Annotated in this window: 16 protein-coding genes, 1 tRNA gene and 1 riboswitch (1 of these 18 cut by a window edge); of the genes, 8 read left to right on the top strand and 9 right to left on the bottom strand. The window is 42.4% G+C overall.

What is annotated here, in order from left to right:
- The 3 genes in view from cobT to cbiB are tightly spaced (at most 12 nt apart) and all read right to left on the bottom strand, a layout consistent with a single transcriptional unit that may run on beyond the window.
- Positions 1–840 carry the 5' portion of a nicotinate-nucleotide--dimethylbenzimidazole phosphoribosyltransferase gene (gene cobT / locus CTY47_RS03940; RefSeq protein ID WP_099463519.1) on the bottom strand. It extends 201 nt beyond the left edge of the window, so 840 of the gene's 1,041 nt are visible here — the first part of the coding sequence; the start codon lies at positions 838–840; its stop codon lies beyond the left edge, outside the window.
- A gap of 12 nt (positions 841–852) precedes the next feature.
- Positions 853–1,371 (bottom strand): bifunctional adenosylcobinamide kinase/adenosylcobinamide-phosphate guanylyltransferase, encoded by a 519-nt coding sequence (locus CTY47_RS03935; RefSeq protein ID WP_199163389.1) that lies wholly within the window; start codon positions 1,369–1,371, stop codon positions 853–855.
- Positions 1,372–1,373: 2 nt separating this feature from the next.
- Positions 1,374–2,321: an adenosylcobinamide-phosphate synthase CbiB gene (gene cbiB, locus CTY47_RS03930; RefSeq protein WP_099463518.1), complete on the bottom strand. Its 948-nt coding sequence runs from the start codon at positions 2,319–2,321 to the stop codon at positions 1,374–1,376.
- A 130-nt stretch (positions 2,322–2,451) separates the two neighbouring features.
- Between cbiB and CTY47_RS03925 the strand changes: the two genes are divergently transcribed.
- Together CTY47_RS03925 and CTY47_RS03920 are read left to right on the top strand one after the other, a co-directional pair.
- On the top strand, positions 2,452–3,678 hold the full coding sequence (locus tag CTY47_RS03925) for a hypothetical protein (RefSeq protein WP_099463517.1): 1,227 nt from the start codon (positions 2,452–2,454) through the stop codon (positions 3,676–3,678).
- Between the two features lie 16 nt (positions 3,679–3,694).
- On the top strand, positions 3,695–4,732 hold the full coding sequence (locus tag CTY47_RS03920) for an HU domain-containing protein (RefSeq protein WP_099463516.1): 1,038 nt from the start codon (positions 3,695–3,697) through the stop codon (positions 4,730–4,732).
- Positions 4,733–5,070: 338 nt separating this feature from the next.
- Here CTY47_RS03920 and CTY47_RS03915 read toward each other — a convergent pair whose 3' ends face one another.
- Together CTY47_RS03915 and CTY47_RS03910 are read right to left on the bottom strand one after the other, a co-directional pair.
- Positions 5,071–5,259 (bottom strand): Arc family DNA-binding protein, encoded by a 189-nt coding sequence (locus CTY47_RS03915; RefSeq protein WP_099463515.1) that lies wholly within the window; start codon positions 5,257–5,259, stop codon positions 5,071–5,073.
- Positions 5,260–5,287: 28 nt separating this feature from the next.
- Positions 5,288–6,163 (bottom strand): SPFH domain-containing protein, encoded by an 876-nt coding sequence (locus tag CTY47_RS03910; RefSeq protein ID WP_099463514.1) that lies wholly within the window; start codon positions 6,161–6,163, stop codon positions 5,288–5,290.
- A 133-nt stretch (positions 6,164–6,296) separates the two neighbouring features.
- On the opposite strand from CTY47_RS03910, the gene CTY47_RS03905 reads away from it, so the two are divergent.
- Entirely contained in the window at positions 6,297–8,294 is a 1,998-nt protein-coding gene (locus CTY47_RS03905) for an AAA family ATPase (protein ID WP_099463513.1), read from the top strand.
- 112 nt (positions 8,295–8,406) lie between these two features.
- On the opposite strand, the gene CTY47_RS03900 is transcribed toward CTY47_RS03905, so the two are convergent.
- Positions 8,407–11,742, bottom strand: a complete 3,336-nt coding sequence (locus CTY47_RS03900) for a TonB-dependent receptor (RefSeq protein WP_099463512.1) — start codon at positions 11,740–11,742, stop codon at positions 8,407–8,409.
- A 234-nt stretch (positions 11,743–11,976) separates the two neighbouring features.
- On the opposite strand from CTY47_RS03900, the gene CTY47_RS03895 reads away from it, so the two are divergent.
- Positions 11,977–13,179, top strand: coding sequence for an alkaline phosphatase family protein (locus CTY47_RS03895; RefSeq protein WP_099463511.1), 1,203 nt, complete (start codon positions 11,977–11,979; stop codon positions 13,177–13,179).
- A 59-nt stretch (positions 13,180–13,238) separates the two neighbouring features.
- Here CTY47_RS03895 and CTY47_RS03890 read toward each other — a convergent pair whose 3' ends face one another.
- Positions 13,239–13,454, bottom strand: a complete 216-nt coding sequence (locus CTY47_RS03890; protein ID WP_099463510.1) for a winged helix-turn-helix domain-containing protein — start codon at positions 13,452–13,454, stop codon at positions 13,239–13,241.
- A 208-nt stretch (positions 13,455–13,662) separates the two neighbouring features.
- On the bottom strand, positions 13,663–15,153 hold the full coding sequence (locus CTY47_RS03885) for an NAD-dependent epimerase/dehydratase family protein (protein WP_099463509.1): 1,491 nt from the start codon (positions 15,151–15,153) through the stop codon (positions 13,663–13,665).
- 182 nt (positions 15,154–15,335) lie between these two features.
- Here CTY47_RS03885 and CTY47_RS03880 point away from each other — a divergent pair, with 182 nt between their 5' ends.
- Positions 15,336–15,587, top strand: coding sequence for a GlsB/YeaQ/YmgE family stress response membrane protein (locus CTY47_RS03880; RefSeq protein ID WP_099464059.1), 252 nt, complete (start codon positions 15,336–15,338; stop codon positions 15,585–15,587).
- 110 nt (positions 15,588–15,697) lie between these two features.
- Here the strand turns inward: CTY47_RS03880 and CTY47_RS03875 are convergent.
- A tRNA-Glu gene (locus CTY47_RS03875) sits at positions 15,698–15,770 on the bottom strand.
- A gap of 274 nt (positions 15,771–16,044) precedes the next feature.
- On the opposite strand from CTY47_RS03875, the gene mutA reads away from it, so the two are divergent.
- From mutA to coaW, 3 genes are all read left to right on the top strand, one after another.
- Complete coding sequence (gene mutA / locus CTY47_RS03870) at positions 16,045–17,949, top strand: methylmalonyl-CoA mutase small subunit (protein ID WP_099463508.1); 1,905 nt, start codon at positions 16,045–16,047, stop codon at positions 17,947–17,949.
- A 12-nt stretch (positions 17,950–17,961) separates the two neighbouring features.
- The gene (gene scpA, locus CTY47_RS03865) at positions 17,962–20,109 is read left to right on the top strand and encodes a methylmalonyl-CoA mutase (RefSeq protein ID WP_099463507.1); all 2,148 of its coding nucleotides are present in this window, start codon (positions 17,962–17,964) and stop codon (positions 20,107–20,109) included.
- Positions 20,110–20,246: 137 nt separating this feature from the next.
- A complete protein-coding gene (gene coaW, locus CTY47_RS03860; RefSeq protein ID WP_099463506.1) occupies positions 20,247–21,089 on the top strand; it encodes a type II pantothenate kinase in 843 nt (280 codons plus the stop codon).
- Between the two features lie 14 nt (positions 21,090–21,103).
- Positions 21,104–21,303, top strand: a riboswitch (cobalamin riboswitch).
- Positions 21,304–21,574: the final 271 nt, after the last annotated feature.

The following is a 21,574-nucleotide window of genomic DNA, read 5'->3' as shown; positions in this document are numbered from 1 at the left end:
GTAAGGAAGTACTTCCGGATGGAGGCGGGAAGCTGCCAGTACGCAGTTGGTCATAATGAAACCATCTATCAGTATTACCATTTTCAGTTCGGCAGCACGCAACATGCCGCCTACGGCCATTACCATCTCGTAACCGCCGAAGTGACGCATGATGTCTGATGTACTTCCATCTCCCTTGTAATTGTCGAGGGCTTCTTTCAGTACATTATATTTATGTTTTATCCCTTCTGTATTAAGCCCGCTTCCGGCACCTACGCAATCTATCAAAGGAATCCGGGTCAGGCAAGTCATCCACATACTTGAAGCGGAAGTGTTGCCAATGCCCATTTCTCCGAAACTTATTACGTTGCATCCTTCCTTGTAACAATCGGTCACAACGTCTGCTCCGTATTGCAGTGCCAGTTCCATTTCTTCTGTTGTCATGGCTGCCTCGTGCAAGAAGTTGCGCGTACCGTTTGCTCTGATTTTCTTATTGGTAAGTTTGGGATTGGGGCTAAACTCGTGGTCTACTCCCGCATCTATAATCTTAATATTGAAACCATGCTGGCGTGCAAGGAAGCATACGCCTGCGCCGTCGTTCAGGAAATTGTATACTACCTGGTGGGTAATCTCTTTGGGAGACTGGCTCACACCTTCATCGGCAATGCCATGATCGGCTGCATATATAACGTTAACCGGGTTGGACAGAACCGGGCTTAATGTTTGCTGGATAAGTCCGATCTGTAAAGCGATCTCTTCCAGACGTCCTAAAGAACCTTTGGGTTTTGCCAGGTTGTTTATTTTATCTTCCAGTTCCGGAACTAACTTTTCATCAGGCTTTTCAATATGGAATGTAATCATTGCTGTATATGTTTATTTGTTTTCTTTTATCTTTACCGGAATACCGCTAACCATTAATATAACTTCATCTGCTCTGGATGCTATATATTGGTTAAACCAGCCTTGCATGTCTGTGAATTTCCGTTGAACTTCGTCCGCCGCTACCCCGCCCATGCCTAATTCGTTTGTTACAAAGATGAAACGGGCTTCCTGGTTTGTGAATTTGTTAAATTCTTCTTTCAGTTCGGAAAGCGAAAGTTCTACATTACTGTTATTATCGAAGAAGAAGTTGGTACCCCATAAAGTAACACAGTCTATAACGACGACACGACCTGCCAGAGAGTGCCGGCTCAAATGCTTTTCTTCTTCTATATTGGTCCATTCCGGTCCGCGGTCTTTCTGATGGCGCAATACACGCTGCCTGAATTCTTCATCCCAGACGCGTGAAGTAGCCAGATAAACAGGGTTTTCGGACAATGACAACGCCAACCGTTGTGCATATCCGCTTTTTCCGGAACGTTGTCCTCCTGTAACTAATGTAATATGTTTCATTATCAGATGAATAATAAAATGGTTATGACAATAATTCCCATTACCAGTTCTGTGTTGCTGTTTACTTTTATAGCCTGCAACATATCGTCTGTGGTAAACGCACGTTCGTTTGTACCGATATACGGTTTTTCTACTGGCTGTCCGAAGTAGTCGTGTGTTCCTCCGAAACGACAATCCAATATCGCAGCCAAAGCAGCTTCGGGGTAACCGGAGTTGGGACTGGTATGCATCGGTCCGTATTGTTTTACAAAGCTGCGTTTATTCCAGTTGCCGGATACTGCTAGCATCAGATAAGCTGTTAGCCGTGCCGGCAGATAGTTTGCCACATCATCCAAATGAGCCGCCGATTTACCGAATGCCAGATAGCGTTCGTTTTTATATCCTATCATAGAGTCGAGCGTGTTGACCATCTTATATGCCATCATACCCGGCAGACCAAGGAGGGCAAACCAAAACATGGGAGCAATCACTCCGTCGCTCAGGTTCTCCGCCAACGTTTCCAGCGCAGCCGCCCGTATTTCCTGCGGGGAAAGGCGGCTTGTGTCCCGTCCTACGATGCGGCTTACCTGCCGGCGTCCTTCTTCTGTGCTCCGGTCGGTTGCCTCAAATACGGCTTTTACCTCTTTTATCAATGTCTTGCCTGCCAGGCAATAGAATACGCCAATGGCTATAAGTATTGACTGAATCGACGGATTTATACGGTTTGCCAGGTCTAGTATTCCATAACAAATAAAGTAAACGCCCAAAATAAAACCTATCGCCATTAATGAACCTTTCAACTCGCGGTTATTTCCATTGTTTAACTTTTTCTCTCCGGTGGAAATCAGTTTGCCGAAAAACACAACCGGATGAAACCAGCCTTCCGGATCGCCCAGTATACGGTCTGCCAGCCAGCCTCCGAGGAAAGGCATTACTTTTATTGCATGTAGGGTTTGAGATGTCAGGTACATATTGTATGTTATTAACAGATTACAAACTTACATAAACATATCCGATCTCCAATTAACGCTACATCTAATTTTGTTTTTATCCGGGTCTTTTCTACTTTTGTAAGGGAAATCTTTAAATCCGGATGACATTATGAAATATCTCTACTCCTTTTTGTTTTTAGTGTTTTGTTGTTTGTGTGTAAATGCAAAAGTACGGAAGGCTGTATATATAATAGTTGACGGTGTTCCTGCCGACCAGATCGAACGCCTTCATACACCAGCCGTGTTTGATATTGCTTCCTGTGGGGCTTATAGCCGTGCCTATACAGGCGGCGAAGTGGGCGGATATTCCGAAACAGCAACCATTTCTGCTATAGGTTATACTAATTTGTTAACGGGAACCTGGTTTAACAAGCATAATGTGGGAGGAAATGATAATTTGAAACCAAACTATAACTATTGGACAATTTTCCGTATTGCCAAAGAGCAACCGAAAGACTATAAAACGGCAATCTATTCCAGTTGGACAGACAACCGTACTGTTTTGATAGGTGAAGGAAAGCCGGAAACCAATTACCTGAAGATTGATTATGTGGCCGACGGCTACGAACTGGATACTGCCCGTTTTCCGAAAGCTCCGAAGGATATGCATATATTCGACATTGATGAAGTTGTTTCTCGTGAAGCGGCCAAAGGAATACGTGAGAATGCACCGGATTTGAGCTGGGTTTATCTGTGGTATACGGATGATGTCGGCCATATTATGGGAAATGGTCCGTTCTTTGATGAATATGTTCGTAAAGCGGATGAACAGATTGCCCGTGTGTGGGAAGCTGTGAAATATCGCGAAGCCAATTTTGATGAAGAATGGATGGTAGTGGTTACTACAGATCATGGGCGAGAGGAAAACGGGCATGGTCATGGAGGCCAATCCTGGCGTGAACGGACTACCTGGATTTCTACCAATGTGCCCGTCAATGCACATTTCAAAGCTCCTTATCTTTCTATAACAGATATTGCCCCTTCCATCTGCCGTTTTATGGGGTTTGACATCCCTCGGCATGTGAAATGGGAACAAGACGGTATGCCTTTTGTCGGTGATGTGGATATTTATGATTTGCGCTCGCTACCCTATGATAATTCGGTATCGTTGACATGGAATTGCTATTCGGAGAAAGCACCTGTTACGATTTATGGAACTGCAACCAACAACTATAAGGAAGGCAAAGAAGACCAGTGGGTTGAGATTACAACCGTTCCTGCTGGACAGAAGCAGTATACGGTAGATTTAACTAAACTGCCGGATTCGCAGTTCTATAAATTTGTATTGGCTACCCCAAATAATATTTTGAATCGTTGGGTAAAACCTGTGAATTAATTTATATCTTTGTACTATGCTAAGAATAGTAACACATATAGAACGCACGCTGCTGGTACATGATTGTGTCATTGTGCCAAAGTTCGGAGGTTTTGTGCTTCAGACGATACCTGCTAAGTATCAGGCAGAAAGCCATTCGTTCAATCCTTCCCGTAAAGAGATCGTTTTTAATACGACTTTACAGCATAACGATGGCTTATTGTCAGAGTCGTATATGCAAATGTATGGTGTGGACTATCGGAAAGCTGTTTTGATGCTTGAAGAAGATGTGAAGAGCCTGAAAGAAACTTTGCAACAGCATAAAAGTTTGTCTTTTGGAAATATAGGTTCTTTTTCTTTGGGAGAAGAAGGCCAAACGGTGTTTTTTCCGGCAGATACGGCACTTTTTAACCTGACATCGTACGGTCTGTCTTCGTTTAGTTTTCCTACGTTGGAATCTTATCTGGCAGAGAAGAGACTTCTTGAGGTAGGTCAGAAACATAAGAAAGACACATTGTATATTCCTGTTAGTCGCAAGTGGATGCGTGTGGTGGCGGCATCGGTTGCTGCGGTGGCGTTATTCTTTTTAGTGTCTACTCCTGTAAAGGACGTAAACCAGTCGGCTTATACGGCTAGTTTTGTACCGGCAGAAATTGTATCTTATAAAGCGCCCGAACTTAATTTGTCTTCATCAACAATAGCTGATGCAGACAAGAAAGAGGCTGATGCTGCTTTAGTTGCTTCACCACGTCAGTCTTCGGTTGCTAAAGAGGTAAAGACAAAACCGGCTGCTTCTGTTGAACCTAAAGTGAAAGAGGTTTCAAAACCTGTTGCTGTAGCCGGGCCAAAGAAAATGTATCACATCGTGATAGCCAGTTTTCCTTCCGAGAGCCAGGCTAATGAGTATATAGCCAGTGTACAAAGCGAATGCAAGAACGTAAGTAAAGTTGTACGTGATGGCAAATACCGTATTTATGCCGATAAGTATGATAATCGCGAACAGGCCGAGAATTATATGGCTGATCTTCGTAAAAACGATAAGTTTAGAGATGCCTGGTTGTTTATCAGCCGGTAAATAAGATTTTCTCTATTACTTCCCTCTTGACATAAAAGTAGTAAAAAACGTCTGCCGGAAGCACTAAAGTGTTGCAGGCACAATCCCATAATAATAAAACAACAATATATGTGTCAATGATATATAGCCAATATCTGATTGTTTGACAAATTGGGGATAAGTCCCGAAGATGCTGATAGAAGGTGACAAAGTGAACTCTTAAACGCCTCTTTGTTGAGACTATAGTCTGGTACTTTTTAGGTAGGCAACTAAATTGAATAGGGTAGGCTATCAACCGGCGAAAGGTAGGCAACTGAGAAAACGCAGGTTGTCGACTGTTGATAGAATTAAGGAGGGCGTTATTTTTCTTGCTTGGACTCCTTTCTCTTTTTTAACCGACCTGATTTTCGTAATGCCTGATCCAGAATATACTGAATCTGGCCATTGGTACTGCGGAATTCATCCGCAGCCCAGGCTTCGATAGCATCCATCATTTCTGCATCAATGCGCAGAACAAAGTTTTTGGTTGCATTCTCTTTTTTGGCCATCACTTCTTATTAATATTAAAAAATTAAATTATTGATATAATGTACCCGTGTTGATAATTGGTTGGGCGGATTCGTCGGCACAAAGTACTACAAGCAGATTGCTGACCATACTTGCTTTCTTTTCTTCGTCCAGCTCAACAACGCCATCTTTTTCAAGTTTGTCTAATGCTAAATGAACCATACTTACTGCACCTTCCACAATGCGTTCACGGGCAGCGATAATTGCTTCTGCCTGCTGACGGCGGAGCATTACGCCTGCAATTTCTGAGGCATAAGCCAAATAGTTAATGCGTGCTTCTACGATCTCTATTCCTGCAAGAGTGAGCCTGCTGTTTAGTTCGTCCTCAAGCCGCCGGGTTACTTCGCCTTCGTTATCTGATCGCAAAGTTACTTTGTCGCTTGTTTCGTTCGTGTCGTAAGCATACATGCCTGCAACTTGCCGCAAAGCTGCATCACTTTGAATTTGTACAAACATCTTTACATCTCCCGAAATATCAAAAGTTGCTTTGTAAGTATCTTTTATTCTCCAGACAACAACAGCGCCAATCATCACCGGATTCCCTACTTTGTCGTTTACCTTGATCGGCTCAAGGTTCAAGTTGAAAATACGTAAAGTTACTTTTGTTTTTAGTAAAAGCGGATTCACCCAGAAAAAACCATTTTCGATTATAGTGCCGGTGTATTTCCCGAAAAAAGTCATAACCCGGGAGTTATTCGGTTGAATAACCATGAAACCATAGCACATGAAAATTGCGCAGAAAATACCAATAATGGCAGGGATCAGGCTCCATGGTTTGTTTAAGGCAAACATGAGAATAGAAACTCCCAGTATGATAAGGATGAATAATATCGCTACGAAACCGGAAAGTTTAATGCCGTTAAAAGCTTTTTCTTGTGTCTTCATAATAATTTGTATTTGATATTGTTTTGATATCACAAATAAATGCAATCCTTTGCGTATTACCAAATAAAATGTATTCTTTTTAGAGGGATATTTAAAATATTCTTTAGCTTTGTCTACTTAAAAATTAATTCGATTGAAATTTCAGTTAGACACTAACAATAAGGAGTTTCAGGATGCATTGCAGTTGATAACTCATACACGCCAATCCGTTTTTCTTACAGGAAAAGCCGGGACTGGCAAATCTACATTTCTGAAACATATCTGTGCACATACGAAAAAGAAGTTTGTTGTATTAGCTCCTACAGGTATAGCTGCAATCAATGCCGGCGGAGTAACTATGCACTCTTTCTTTAAGTTACCTTTCAGGCCGATGTTACCGGATGATCCGGATTTGAGCTTGAAGGATGGGCGTATTTTCGAGTTCTTTAAATACAGGAAAGAGCATCGTAAAATTATTTCGGAAGTGGAGTTGATAATTATCGATGAAATCTCGATGGTGAGGGCGGATATTATAGATTGTGTAGACCGCATATTGCGTGTTTTTTCCGGCAATATGCGTTTGCCGTTCGGAGGAAAACAACTGTTGTTTGTAGGAGATGTTTTTCAACTGGAACCGGTAGTGCCGTCCGACCAAAAAGAAATTCTGAGTCTGTTTTATGCTACTCCTTATTTCTTTTCAGCACGTGTTTTTAACTCAATCAATCTGGTTCCTATCGAACTGCAGAAAGTGTACAGGCAAACAGATCCGGTTTTTATCAATGTGCTTGACCGTATCCGTAATAATATAGCCCGGAAGGAAGAACTTGATACCTTAAATGCCCGTTGCTTTCCGTCTTTTATACCAAAAGACGAAGATATGTATATTACACTTGCCACACGCCGGGATCAGGTAGATTATATCAATGAGAAGAAGTTGGCGGAACTTCCCGGAGAAGAGTTTATCTCCGAAGGGAAGATCGATGGAGACTTTCCCGAGTCGTCATTGCCAACGCAATTGAATTTGTCGTTGAAAGAACAGGCGCAGATCATCTTTATCGATAATGATCATGAGCGTCGTTGGGTAAATGGAACTATCGGTATTATTTCAGGCCTGGACGAAAACGGTAATGTGTACGTCATGTTAGAAAACGGTGTGGAATATCTTGTGGAGCCTACTACCTGGAGAAATTATAAGTATCAGTATAACGAAAAAGAAAAACGCATTGAAGAAGAGATTGTAGGTACTTTCGAGCAATTACCGATTCGCCTGGCATGGGCAATTACGGTACACAAAAGCCAGGGGCTTACCTTCTCGAGGGTTGTTGTAGATTTAACAGGAGGCGTTTTTGCAGGGGGACAAACCTACGTTGCTTTAAGCCGCTGCACATCGTTGGAAGGTTTGGTACTGAGAAGTAAAATCTCACCCCGTGATATTTTTGTTAAAAAAGAGATCGTTGAATTTAGCCAGATATTTAATGACCAACGTCTGATCGAAAAGAGTTTGCGCGAGAGCGAAGCCGAATTGTTGTATGCACAGGCTGTCCACAGTTTTAATGCAGGCGATATGAAAGAGTCTGTCGAATCTTTTTGTGCTGCTGTAAAGAAGCGGAATGAGTTGGAAAATCTTTCCGTTCAACGTTTGATGCGCCTGAAATTACAGACCGTAAATTCCCAGCAAGAGCAGATCAAAGCTTTGAAAGCAGAGATACATGCCATGCGTGAGACACAAAAAGAATATGCCCGCGAATACTATCTGATGGGAAACGAATGTATAACCAAGGCTAAAGATGGCAATGCCGCTATCCGCTGTTTTGATAAAGCACTTAAATTAGATCCTTATTATGTAGATGCTTGGGTACGCAAGGGGGTGACATTAATGGATTTAGGCGAAAACTATGATGCACAGGTTTGCTTTAATAAAGCAGTGAAGCTGGATACCAATTCCTTTAAGGCCCGTTATAACCGGGGTAAATGTCTTTTGCATTTAAAATACTATGATGAGGCAATAGCAGACTTGCTGAAAGCTGCCGGATTGAAGCCCAAGCATGCCTATGTACACGATTATCTGGCAGAAGCTTATTCGGCTTTGGGAGATGAGGGACAAGCCCAGAACCATCGGGATATAGCCGATGAATTAAGAAATACACCGTAAGTATCTGAAAATACATTCTTTCTTATAATCAGCATAATCCATAAAAAAAGAAAGGGGCTGCATCTCTATTGAAGATACAACCCCTTGATATTTGTTCTTATAAATATATTTATTAATTGAAAATATATCGTACGCTGAACTGTACGGAAGATGTGGAAGCGAAGCCCTGATAATTCATAAATGTTTCAGTTAGTTTCTGACTGCCATTCTTATTCATGTTGTACATAAAGTCTCCGTTTTCGTCGCGGATGATAGCTCCTTTTTCATTTGTAGCAAACTTCAAAGGAGAGTTACCATTTGTAGAAACTCGTTTGTATATGCCCCATTTATTATTTAATAAGTTTCCTAAGTTCTTGATGTCAATGCCGAACTGAATTGTGTTACGGCTGTTGCCAACTTTTACATAGAAATCCTGCATAAACTTCAGATCGAATTGATGACACCAAGGCATAACAGCACCGTTGCGGTCTGCATATTCGCCTTTGTGCTTGCTTAAATATTTGTCCTGGTTTACATAAGCCCAGAAATCGTTTGCCTGATCTTCTTTAGAATAGGTTACTTTACCTGATTTGTCGACAATGTCTGCAAAGTTTAATTCGTCTTTAGAAGCCGGGATATACATTAACGGAGTCGCACCACCATCATTTAACGGGTTATTGCTGTATGTATAACCAAAACGGGAATATGAATAATTGCCTGCGTATCCTAGCTGGCTTCCTTCATAAATTAAGGTTATAGCAGAAGCAAAGTTCTTTCCGTATTCTTTACGATAACCGGCAGATGCGATGATACGGTTTGGCGCAACATAGCTGGCATAACCAATTTCGTGGGCGTTGGAACCGTTAATGCAGTTCGTGTTGGTTTTCCAAGCGGAAGTAACCTGATCTCCGATACCGTCTCCGTATGATTTTGCATAAGAATATGTATATGCAAATGATAAATCAAGACCGAAATTGAAACGTTTACTCAACTGGGAAGTGATGGAGTAATAGTAAGCCTGGTCTCCTCCGTTTTCGATAACATAAGGAGTAACGCCGCGGCCTTCACTGTTAGTTGCACAATAGCCGTTATTATAGTACAAACGTGTGTCGTTAGCAGAAAGCTTCACTTCGGAAGGATCGTTTAATCCTGCATTTGTAACTACGATAGGGTTGATGTCACGGTTATAAATACCTTCTACTGTGAAACCTATATCACCAGGCAATTTAGCGTCGAAAGCTAATGAAGTTTTGAATGTAGAAGGCATTTTCAGGTCTTCAGTCATGATAGTAGGAGACTGCGGAGCCGGTAATGCTTTTGCTTCATATTTGCCGCCATACATGTTGTTCAGTATACCATTCAAATCAGGAGAGAAATTGGGAGCTTCGTCGGATTTGTAAGTAAACATCTGATACTGTCCTACATTAGAGTTCCCAACAGCAGAAACGATCCAGACAAACGGAATGCGACCGGTATAGAGCCCCATACCGCCGCGGAGAACGTATTTACGTTCTCCGGTTAAGTCCCAGTTGAAACCTACACGCGGAGAAAGATTTACAGTTGTCTTAGGCATCTGATCCGTTGAATAATGTTTGCCATGGAATAACAAACCTGCAAATTCTTCGTTATAATTATTTTTCAGAGCCGGATAAATAGGTACTTCCAAACGCAAACCGGCAGTAAGCTTAAAGTTTTCGGTGAAAGCCATTTCATCTTGATAATAAAGAGAAACTTGCTCGTAGTTGAACGCTGCATTTTCTTGCTTCAGGCTATTGTTGTTAGGATGCGTGATAGCGAAAGCCGAAGGCTTTTGATTGTTAACGAAATCATCCCATGAAGAAAATACATAATAACCGGAACCGGCAGGCATGAAGCCGTTTTCTGAATGGTTAAATTCAAACTGTACACCACCCAGCATGCTGTGGATTCCTGTGGAGTAACTCAGTTCATCTGTTGCAACAAATGTTTTTACTCTGCGAAGGTTACCGTATGTGAATGGGTCCGGGCCGAATGATGCATATACGTCACCGTCCTTTAAGATATCTACCGTCGGGAAGAATCCTCCATCTGTTTCACGAGGCTCGTTCTGGTAAGAATAGGTCAGACGTACCATATTGTTCATTTTTCCATCCATGAAGCGAGAGTTCAACTCGGTAGCCAAACTCATGAAGTCGCGTAACTGGTAGTAACGTGAATTTTCATAAGTCATAGCATATTTGGAACTTCTGCCGCCGTTGTTGCCATGCCCCGGATAAATATTGGCTGCATTCATCGGACTGGTAGAAGAAGATGGTGAGTTTGAATCTTTTGTATGAGTCTTAGAAAAACGGAAGTTGATCTTATTGTTATCATTAATATTCCAGTCTAAACGTGCCATAATACGGTAGGCTGGTGTTTTAATATCATATCCGGAATAACGTCCTGTGTTATATCCGTATTTTTCAGACATGTATTTGCTCATCATATCCATGTCGCTTACGGTCGGGCGGTTTATGTTATTATCACCCCATTGTTCACTATCGCTGGTACGCGGACGAGTGATAGGGCCGGCTGTTACGTTATCTTCGTATTCTCCGTTCACGAAATAGAATAATTTATCTTTTATTATTGCGCCGCCAATACTGGCCCCATACGTATAATATTGGGCTTTACTGCGCTTCAAAGTATAGTCGTCTACGTGTACACCTTTCAGACTTTGGTTATTCAGATACGTATAAGCTGTTGCTTTGAATTTATTATCACCCGAGCGTGTTACAGCATTGATAGAACCACCTGTAAATCCGCTCTGACGGACATCGTAAGGAGTAACAGATACGGTGATCTGTTCCAAAGCATCAAGAGAGATAGGAGAGCCGTTTGCCGGAAGATTCTGGCCGATACCGAAAGCATTATTAAATGCAGCACCATCGACTGTTACGTATGACTGACGGTAGTTTCCGCCACCTACGGCGAAACCGTTGGTTGTTGTTGATGACTGTGGAGACATACGCATGATGTCGTTCATGCTACGGCTGATGGTTGGAATGGCTTCAATGCCTTCTCTTGTAATGCTTGTGATAGCGCCTGCACGGTCGCTTTTCATATTACTGTTGCTGGAACCAATAACAACAACTTCTTCCAAAAGCTCCGAAGATTCTTTTAATGAAGCATTCAAAGCGTAGTTATCACCCAGGTTCAACGAAATATTTGTAAAAGCGATGGGTTGATATCCGACATAAGAAATATCAACCTTGTAAGGTCCGCCGGCACGCATATTAGGGAGGGTGTAACGTCCGTCAATATTCGTAACGGTTCCGTAACGCGTACCTGAAGGTTCATGTATTGCAACGACAGTTGCACCGATAACTGGTTCATCCTCATACACAACTTTCCCACTGATGCTGGCAGTAGTAACCTGTGCCACAGAAGAGACGGTGAACAAGAAACTCAATACCGAAAAAAGGAAAAGAGTCTGTAAATGTTTACGCATAATAGATTTTGTTTAATTAATAAAAACGCCACAAAGTTAAGTTTTGTTTTTTGAATAGCAGACATATAATGAATCCTTTATTATTACAAATCTTTTAATTTTTTGCTTTTAGTTGTTTTTTTATCAATTGTCAAAAGTCGTTGATTTTTGTACATATATTGTTTTTCTTCCGTTTGAAATATCGCAAGTCTTTTTTAATCGTACCTTTGCCACCGTAATAATTAATGTATATATATGAGACAATTTTATTTTTATAGCATTACTTGTTTGTTGATATGTTTTTTGTGTAGTTGTAAGCCGACGGTTTCGTCTTCCGATCGCTATGTTGTAGTGCTTTCTATGGATGGATTTCGATCCGATTATCCTTCACGCGCTAATACCCCTACATTAGATTCTTTAGCTAATGTTGGTGTCCGTTCTACATTTCGCCCCTGTTTTCCAAGTGTTACTTTTCCGAACCATTATGCTATGGCTACTGGTTTGCATCCCGATCATAATGGTTTAATAAATAATTTCTTTTACGCTCCCGATGTGGATAGCATATACCGGATGGGAGATCTGACTTCATTCTTTTATGGTGGGGAACCTATTTGGAATACGGCAGAAAAGCAAGGTGTGCGTGCTGCTTCTTTTTATTGGGTGGGCAGCGAAGTACCGGTTCATGGAATGCAACCCTCTATCTGGAAAAAGTTTGATAAATCCGTATCGTTCTCCGAACGTGCGGATTCTGTTATTTCATGGTTGAGGTTGCCCGAAGCCGACCGGCCCCATTTAATTATGTGGTATATGGAAGAACCGGACGCTATAGGACATTATAGTACACCCGATTCTTCTGCCACGTTAGAGAAAGTTGAAGAATTGGATGGTGTATTAAATCATTTCTTTACGGAAGCCCGCAAACTTGATGTTTTTGATAAAATAGACTTTGTTGTTCTTTCCGATCATGGAATGGCTACCTATTATCCTGAAAATTATGTTAACCTGATAGATTATTTGCCTTTGGATAGTTTCGAATATGTATTTGACGGCGTTCCGACTCTCCTTTATCCTAAGAAAACTTATTTGGATAGCGCGTATGCCATTTTGAAGCAAGTTCCACATATAACGGTTTGGAAAAAAGATGAAATTCCGTCTAAATATATTTACGGATCGAATCCGCGTATTGGAGATTTGGTAGTACTTCCGGATATAGGAAGTTATGTGCATTTCAGAGAAAAGAAGATAACCCCGTATAAAGGAGCCACTCACGGGTATGATAATTTTGCACCCGAGATGGAGGCAATTTTTTATGCAGCCGGTCCTTCGTTTAAGAAACACGTAGAGGTACCTACTATGGCGAATGTCAATTTATATTTGTTGATTACTCGTTTACTGGGAATACAACCTGCCCCTAATGATGGCGATAGTGCTGTGGTAGAACAATTGCTGGTTAAGTAAAAATCCATAGCAAAGGGATATACCTGGTTTTCCCTTTGCTATGGACTGCACATCCTTTTTTAGAAATAAAAGTTAGTACCGGGGCAGAAAATTAACTTACTGCTGGATGTGTCGATTTCGATTTTATTTTCTCTGGCCAACCAACCTATAGCAGACCATAATTCGGCATCCGATAGAAATGTCATTTTCTTCAACGTCTCAAAACTCCAGCGCTCACCATCCGATAGTAAATTCCAGACGGCTCCAGCATTCAAACCGATAGATCCTTTTGTCATGATAATATTATGTTTTATGTTTATGGTATGTGTTATTTATACAACATAAATAGACTGTGAATTGATATAATCCGGGCGCATTTTTAGTGTGTTTTAAAAGAACTATTCCAATTGTTAACCCTTATTGCCATTAAAGGGCTGGAACATAAGATTTTTTGAGAATTAATCTTTTGTCCGTTATAGATTCCGGTTGTTGTTTATGCCTTTTTTATTCCATTCCTTCGAAAATTGATTCGTCATATATGTTATGTTCATCCTTATCATGGGAGGCATGCCATACCTGGGCAAAGAAGGGATTGCCTTTGGCTATTTCGTCGTAATTCCAGGGCAAGGGCAGGCATTCCGTACACCAGTGGCCTCCCAGTAAAATTAAGTTTGGAGATGCTTTGAACCGATGACCGAATTGGCACTCCCATTCCAGTGGCGAAGCTAAATCTCCTTTAACCATTGTACCGGACAGGCATTTGCCACCTCGAAACAGGGCGGCTTGTTGCATGTCTTCAATGTCTAATTCTTCTTTGGGCTTTGTTTCATCGTACCCATGTTTTAATATAACAGGAATTTCGGAAGGATGTTCTTTATTTATTTTATTCCAGTCTGGAATAGCTTCCCATGCTTCATAAGAGCCGAAATAGGCCGAGATGCGATGCTGGTTTTTTGTTTTTATCCAATTAAGTGTGCCCAGACCCTTTTGGGATGCAATGGCCTTCATCATTTTTTTGATAATGAATGCCGGTGTGATTTTGGATAGGTGGAAGTACCAGGGAACTTGCTTTGCCATCCACCGGAAATAATCATCACAGGATTGGTTGCTACGGAAATGTAGATAATTTTCCAAAATGTCAGAGTCGGTATACCATTGCCCATGGAAGTTTCGTAAGGCAAACCAGTTCGGTTCAAATATCTTTTCCGGAGGTGGACAGGAGATTGCCTTCAGTAGTTTGCATTCGAATTCATAGTTGGTTAGCCGGTAAGACGGACCACTACTGATGTTATAAAAACGGTTCCAGAACTCGTCCGGTACACTGTCTTCGCAAACATTTGCAAGCAAGCGCCCCGAATCTTCGGCTGTTGCCCATTCCAGTACGCCATCTATCGGGACATGAAATGTGATCGGATCGGACCCTTTGTATAACAGCTCAGGACAAAGAATGCCTGTTTGGCGAAGACAAGCCCAGTGTTTGATTCCGGATTCTACAAATATGCGTTCGGCTATTGTTTTGGATATGGCATAGTGGTCGTAGATACTGGCACAAATCGGGTCGCCGGTTCGTCCCCAATGGATTGGAGCGTTGCGGTGTCCGGTTTGTGCAACAGAACCAATGTAAACCACTTTTATCTGATCTGCGTTCGGTTGGGCTTTTACCGCTTTTACAATATATTCGGCTGCTGCGGTATTTACTTTCCGGGTTTTCTTCGGATAGTAATCGGCTGCAGGAGAAACCATTCCTCCTACATGCAATACATAGTCTGCTCCGGTTACTCCGTTCAGTATGTCGTTGTAATTGGTAAGGTCTCCCCAGACGATCCGAATGCCTTTCTTATGTTCGTATGCCGCTAGTTTTTTTTTGTTGGTTTGGCTCGGACGTGCCAGTAATGTGATATTAAAACGATCTAATCTTCCCGATAGTTCTTCCAGTCCTGCCTTTCCCATGGTACCTGTTGCTCCGGTAAGAAAAATTGTCTTTTTAGTTTTCATAATAGCTTATAGTATATTGTTTTTACAAATATGATGATTCTTTTTTATTTAGCCTATTTATTAAATATAAAGTGTGCGAGATTTTGTTTGCTAATAGCTTATCTGTTAAATATTCAGGTATAACTCCAACTTATCAGGAAGAAGATTGTTTTTTAAAGAGAACAACTAAATATATAAATGATATGAGTTTTATATGGTATATACTGATAGGTATAGTGGCCGGCTATCTTGCCGGAAAGATAATGAGAGGTGGCGGCTTCGGGTTGATTATTAATTTGCTGCTGGGTATTATTGGCGGTGTAGTGGGTGGCTGGGTATTCAGTATGTTCGGTATATCTGCAATTGGTTTGATAGGTAGTCTGATCACTGCTACAATTGGCGCAGTTATTGTCTTATGGCTTGCCTCAGTGTTTAGCAGGCCGCGGGGAGATTAGCAGGTCTTAGATTATTGATCTTTTTTGTCTGTAAAAAACATCCCGATCATTTTTGAAAAACATCCCGATGATTTTCAAAAATGATCGGGATGTTTTGTTTTTTTGAAGGGTAGTGCGTCCGGGGGTCGAACCCGAGTTTCCGCCGTGAGAGGGCGGCGTCCTGGACCACTAGACGAATGCACCATTTGTATCGTTTAGCTTGTTGCTGTACGACGATGCAAAATTAGTGATAATTTTAAACCGTCAAATTATTACTCTATTTTTTTGAAGATTATTTTTATACTTTCTGTCATTATGTAAACTAAAGATGGCACATCATCTCTAAAAGGCGTTAAAATCGGGCATGATTTCGTTTATTTTTCGTTGTTCGTCCTGTTTATTTATTCTACCTTTGCCTGCTGTAATTGAACGAAATATTCAACATTACTAATACCAAGTTTTATAAACAACTAATATTATGGCAGAACTAAAAGAAAAACTTTTCTCGGAATTCGCTCCCATATCTACTGAAGAATGGATGGCGAAGATTACGGCCGACCTGAAAGGGGTACCGTTTGAGAAAAAGCTTGTATGGAAAACAGGCGAAGGGTTTAATGTAAATCCTTTCTATCGTGCAGAAGACATCGAAGGTCTGAAAACTACCGAGTCTCTTCCCGGTGAATTTCCGTATGTTCGGGGTACGAAAAAAGACAACGATTGGAAAGTACGCCAGAACATTGAAGTAGAATGTTTTAAAGGTGCAAACGAAAAGGCCCTCGATTTACTGAACAAAGGTGTTAACTCTCTTGGATTTATTATCAAGGGAGATGAAGTAAATGCTGAAAATATTGCTGCATTGCTGGATGGTATTTGCCCGGAATGTGTGGAACTTAATTTCAACACTTGCAACTGCAAAGCTGAGAAGTTGATCGGTATTCTGGCGGATTACTTCAAGGGTAAGGGCGCAGATTTGAGTAAGTGCTTTGGTTCTGTTAATTATGATGCATTCAAGAAACCTTTAGTAAAAGGCAAAGACAATGAAAACTGGGTAGAAGCTGCAGCAGCCGTGCTCAAGGCTGGTAAGGCTCTGCCTCGTTACCGTGTATTGGCTGTAAATTCATTCTATTTCACGAATGCAGGAGCTTATATTGCTCAGGAATTAGGTTTCGCTTTGGCTTGGGGTAACGAATTGATGGCTAAATTGACAGAAGCCGGATTCGAAGCTGACGAAGTAGCGAAGAAGATCAAATTCAATATGGGTATCAGCTCTAACTACTTCATGGAAATTGCTAAGTTCCGTGCAGCACGTTGGTTGTGGGCTGAAATCGTGGCTGCCTACAATCCTGTTTGCCACTGTCCGTCGGAATGTCCTAATAAGGCAGAAAACGGAATGTGCCGCTGCGCTTGTAAGATGGTTGCCCATGCACAGACTTCAGAATGGAATATGACAATTTACGATGCTCACGTAAACTTGTTGCGTTCTCAGACAGAGGCTATGTCTGCTGCTATTGCTGGTGTTGATTCAATTACAGTCCGTCCGTTTGATAAGACTTATCAGACTCCGGACGATTTCTCCGAACGTATTGCCCGCAATCAACAATTACTGTTGAAAGAAGAATGTCATTTCGACAAGGTAGTTGATCCGTCTGCTGGTTCATATTATGTAGAAGTTCTTACAAACTCTATGGCTGATGTAGCCTGGAAGTTGTTCCTGGAAACAGAAGAAAAGGGCGGTTTCGGTGCTGCTGCCAAAGCCGGCGAAATCCAGAAAGCTGTAAATGCTTCTAATGATGCCCGTAAGAAGAATGTTGCTACCCGTCGTGAAATCCTGTTGGGATCTAACCAGTTCCCTAACTTCAACGAAGTAGCTGCCGGAAAGATAAAAGAAGAAGCTTCTTGTTGCTGTGGTGGCGGCCATTGTGGCGAGGCTACAGTTGCTGCATTGGACTTCTCTCGCGGTGCGTCACAGTTTGAAGCTTTGCGTCTGGCTACTGAAAAGAGCGGAAAAGAACCGAAGGTATTTATGCTTACTATCGGTAATCTGGCTATGCGTCTGGCTCGTTCTCAGTTCTCTAGTAACTTCTTTGGTTGTGCCGGATATAAGATAATTGACAACTTAGGTTTCGATACAGTTGAAGCCGGTGTAGATGCAGCTGTTAAGGCAGGTGCTTCTATTGTAGTTCTTTGCTCCAGCGATGATGAATATGCAGAATATGCTCCTGCGGCATTGAAGGCCTTGGCCGGACGTGCTCAGTTTGTTGTAGCTGGTGCTCCTGCTTGCATGGAAGACCTGAAAGCTCAGGGTATCGATCAGTTTATTCATGTTAAGAGTAATGTGCTTGAAACATTGCAGGCTTTCAACGCTAAATTAGGAATCGCTTAAGTAGAAACAATTATGAGACCGAATTTTAAAAATATAGATATAAAGAATGCCGGATTCGCAGCAACCAATGTTGCCGAATGGGCAAAAGCCAATGGCATTGAAGCCAATTGGAAAACACCCGAACACATCGAGGTGAAACCCGTATATACAAAAGAAGACCTCGAAGGCATGGAACACTTGAACTATGCTTCCGGTCTGGCTCCTTATCTGCGTGGCCCGTATAGTGGCATGTACGCTATGCGTCCCTGGACAATCCGCCAGTACGCAGGTTTCTCTACCGCAGAAGAGTCAAATGCTTTTTACCGTCGTAACTTGGCTTCAGGCCAGAAAGGTCTGTCTGTAGCATTCGACCTTCCGACTCACCGTGGTTATGATGCCGACAACGAACGTGTAGTAGGCGACGTTGGTAAGGCCGGTGTATCTATCTGCTCACTGGAAAACATGAAAGTATTGTTTGCCGGCATTCCATTGAACAAGATGTCTGTATCTATGACAATGAACGGTGGCGTACTTCCTGTTCTGGCATTCTACATCAACGCAGGTCTGGAACAAGGCGCTAAGTTGGAAGAAATGGCAGGTACAATCCAGAACGATATCCTGAAAGAATTCATGGTGCGTAATACTTATATTTACCCCCCGGAATTTTCAATGAAGATTATTGCTGATATCTTCGAATATACATCACAGAAGATGCCGAAGTTCAACTCTATCTCTATCTCCGGTTACCACATGCAGGAAGCCGGTGCTACCGCAGATATAGAAATGGCTTATACATTGTGCGACGGTATGGAATACCTCCGTGCCGGTGTAAATGCAGGTATCGATGTGGATGCATTCGCTCCGCGTTTGTCATTCTTCTGGGCTATCGGCGTGAACCACTTCATGGAAATTGCCAAGATGCGTGCTGCACGTATGTTGTGGTCTAAGATTGTGAACAGCTTCGGCGCCAAGAACCCGAAATCATTGGCTTTGCGTACACACTGCCAGACTTCTGGCTGGTCGTTGACCGAGCAAGATCCGTTCAACAACGTAGGCCGTACTTGTATCGAAGCAATGGCTGCAGCTCTGGGACATACCCAGTCTTTGCATACCAACGCCTTGGATGAGGCTATTGCATTACCGACAGACTTCTCTGCCCGTATCGCACGTAATACGCAGATTTATATCCAGGAAGAAACTCAGATATGTAAGGAAATCGACCCTTGGGCCGGTTCTTATTACATCGAGACATTGACAAACGAACTGGTACATAAAGGCTGGGCTTTGATCCAGGAAATCGAAAGCATGGGCGGTATGGCGAAAGCTATCGAAACCGGTCTGCCAAAGATGCGTATCGAAGAAGCTGCTGCACGTACACAGGCTCGTATAGACTCTGGTATCCAGACAATCGTAGGTGTTAATAAATATCGTTTACCGAAGGAAGATCCTATTGATATTCTTGAGATCGATAATACGGCCGTACGTAACGAACAGATAGCTGCTTTGAAGGTGCTGCGTGAAAACCGTGACGAAGCCGCTGTTCAGAAAGCATTGGCCGACATCACTGAATGTGTGAAAACTAAGAAAGGCAACTTGCTGGAACTGGCAGTTAAAGCTGCCGGTTTGCGTGCATCCCTGGGCGAAATCTCGGATGCCTGCGAAGTAGTAGTAGGTCGTTATAAAGCAATCATTAGAACTATATCAGGCGTGTATTCATCAGAATCAAAGAAAGATGCAGACTTCGAAAAGGCTTGTGAACTTACGGCTGAGTTTGCTAAGAAAGAAGGTCGCCAGCCCCGTATCATGATCGCTAAGATGGGTCAGGACGGACACGACCGTGGTGCAAAGGTTGTTGCTACAGGTTATGCAGACTGTGGATTCGACGTAGATATGGGACCCTTGTTCCAGACTCCGGCCGAAGCTGCGCGCCAGGCTGTAGAAAACGACGTCCATGTAATGGGTGTTTCTTCTTTGGCTGCAGGCCATAAGACTTTAGTTCCTCAGGTAATTGAAGAGTTGAAGAAGCTGGGTCGTGAAGACATCATCGTTATAGCCGGTGGTGTTATTCCAGCACAGGATTACGATTTCTTATATAAGGCAGGAGTTGCCGCTATTTTTGGTCCTGGTACTTCTGTAGCTAAGGCCGCTTGCCAGATACTGGAAATCTTGCTTGGCGAATAAGTAATCAGAGCATAAGGCTTTTCTATAAAAACTGCGCAATCTCCGAAAGGAAGTTGCGCAGTTCTTTTTTAGTGGCAACCGAGGGTATATAAATAATGTGTAAATTCGCGGCGGTAACATTAATAACTTAGACTACTATGGGTATTGTTATAGGTATCGATGTGGGGGGCAGCACGACGAAAATCGTTGGTGTTGCTGATGGGAAAATAAAGAATCCGATGTTTGTAAAAGCAACAGATCCGGTGACTTCGCTTTTCGGGGCTTTGGGTAAATATATTTATGATAATGATATTTCGTTGTCTACAATAGAGAAAGTCATTCTAACCGGTGTGGGTAGTGCATATATAGACCAGCCGCTTTATGGTTTGCCAACGGCGAAAGCTGACGAGTTTTTGGCTAATGGTTTAGGAGCTCAGTATATGACAGACCTGAAAGACCTGCTTGTTGTCAGTATGGGTACGGGAACTTCGATTGTCAAGGTGATGAATGATAAGGTTGAACATATCGGAGGTCTGGGGGTTGGCGGCGGAACTATCCTGGGACTGTCCAAATTGTTGTTGAAGACACAAGATTTTCACCATATTGTTTCACTGGCCGAACACGGTTCGCTTGACAATATCGATTTGCAGATAAAGGACATTACCCGCTATCCGTTGCCCGGCTTGCCGCTCGACGTTACGGCTTCGGTTTTCGGAAAAGCCGATGCTAATGCGCCGGCCGAAGATGTGGCATTGGGTATTGTACACATGGTTCTGCAAACCATTGGCCAATGTACGATCTTCGCTTCTTTGAACAGTACGATCAAAGATTTTGTACTGATAGGTAATTTGACGCGTTTGCCACAATGTGCCGACATCTTTCCGCGTCTGGAAGAAATGTGTAACGTGCGTTTCCTGATACCGGCACATGCCGAATATTGCACAGCCATAGGCGCAGCTCTTGCATATATAAATAAAAAGATATGCCGGGAGGTTGGTTGACATAAAACTTTATGTATCTTTGTCGCAAGCTTTGTTTCCGTATTGCAATCGCAAGAAGGAATTAAAAGGGAATCGGGTGTAAATCCCGGACAGTCCCGCTGCTGTAAACTTCGTAAACGGATTGGACAACACCATTGCCACTGTTCTTCGTAAGAATGGGAAGGCGTCCAGACCGGAAGTAAGTCAGAAGACCTGCAAAGCCGGTAAATTTCAGACGGCCTCGAGGAAAGACCGGAAGAGAGAACAAAAAGAACCGTTCGCGGTTTCCTCTTATTCTTTTATCCATTCGTTCGTCAAAGAGGCACGTTGTTATGACGTTGTCTTTAATTATTTTGCCATAATAATTAGGAAAAGAAGCACGGTCTACAGACGGGATGAGCTCCGTTTCGGCCTGTGCTTTCCTTTTTACGGATGTTTGAACACTTGTTGGGGAATATTTGTTTATTAGGTGAAAAGTCTGTTTATTTGCAGCCAGGAATACAATT

The sequence above is a fragment of the Parabacteroides provencensis genome, from assembly GCF_900232875.1.
GTDB classification, from domain to species: domain Bacteria; phylum Bacteroidota; class Bacteroidia; order Bacteroidales; family Tannerellaceae; genus Parabacteroides; species Parabacteroides chinchillae.
This window is presented reverse-complemented; position numbering and strand designations above follow the sequence as displayed.

Excerpts from the sequence above, each read along its gene's own strand:
- CTY47_RS03935 (WP_199163389.1), bottom strand. The coding sequence starts at position 1,371 with ATGAAACATATTACATTAGTTACAGGAGGACAACGTTCCGGAAAAAGC.
- cbiB (WP_099463518.1), bottom strand. The coding sequence starts at position 2,321 with ATGTACCTGACATCTCAAACCCTACATGCAATAAAAGTAATGCCTTTC.
- CTY47_RS03925 (WP_099463517.1), top strand. The coding sequence starts at position 2,452 with ATGAAATATCTCTACTCCTTTTTGTTTTTAGTGTTTTGTTGTTTGTGT.
- CTY47_RS03920 (WP_099463516.1), top strand. The coding sequence starts at position 3,695 with ATGCTAAGAATAGTAACACATATAGAACGCACGCTGCTGGTACATGAT.
- CTY47_RS03915 (WP_099463515.1), bottom strand. The coding sequence starts at position 5,259 with ATGGCCAAAAAAGAGAATGCAACCAAAAACTTTGTTCTGCGCATTGAT.
- CTY47_RS03910 (WP_099463514.1), bottom strand. The coding sequence starts at position 6,163 with ATGAAGACACAAGAAAAAGCTTTTAACGGCATTAAACTTTCCGGTTTC.
- CTY47_RS03900 (WP_099463512.1), bottom strand. The coding sequence starts at position 11,742 with ATGCGTAAACATTTACAGACTCTTTTCCTTTTTTCGGTATTGAGTTTC.
- CTY47_RS03895 (WP_099463511.1), top strand. The coding sequence starts at position 11,977 with ATGAGACAATTTTATTTTTATAGCATTACTTGTTTGTTGATATGTTTT.
- CTY47_RS03890 (WP_099463510.1), bottom strand. The coding sequence starts at position 13,454 with ATGACAAAAGGATCTATCGGTTTGAATGCTGGAGCCGTCTGGAATTTA.
- CTY47_RS03885 (WP_099463509.1), bottom strand. The coding sequence starts at position 15,153 with ATGAAAACTAAAAAGACAATTTTTCTTACCGGAGCAACAGGTACCATG.
- CTY47_RS03880 (WP_099464059.1), top strand. The coding sequence starts at position 15,336 with ATGAGTTTTATATGGTATATACTGATAGGTATAGTGGCCGGCTATCTT.
- mutA (WP_099463508.1), top strand. The coding sequence starts at position 16,045 with ATGGCAGAACTAAAAGAAAAACTTTTCTCGGAATTCGCTCCCATATCT.
- scpA (WP_099463507.1), top strand. The coding sequence starts at position 17,962 with ATGAGACCGAATTTTAAAAATATAGATATAAAGAATGCCGGATTCGCA.
- coaW (WP_099463506.1), top strand. The coding sequence starts at position 20,247 with ATGGGTATTGTTATAGGTATCGATGTGGGGGGCAGCACGACGAAAATC.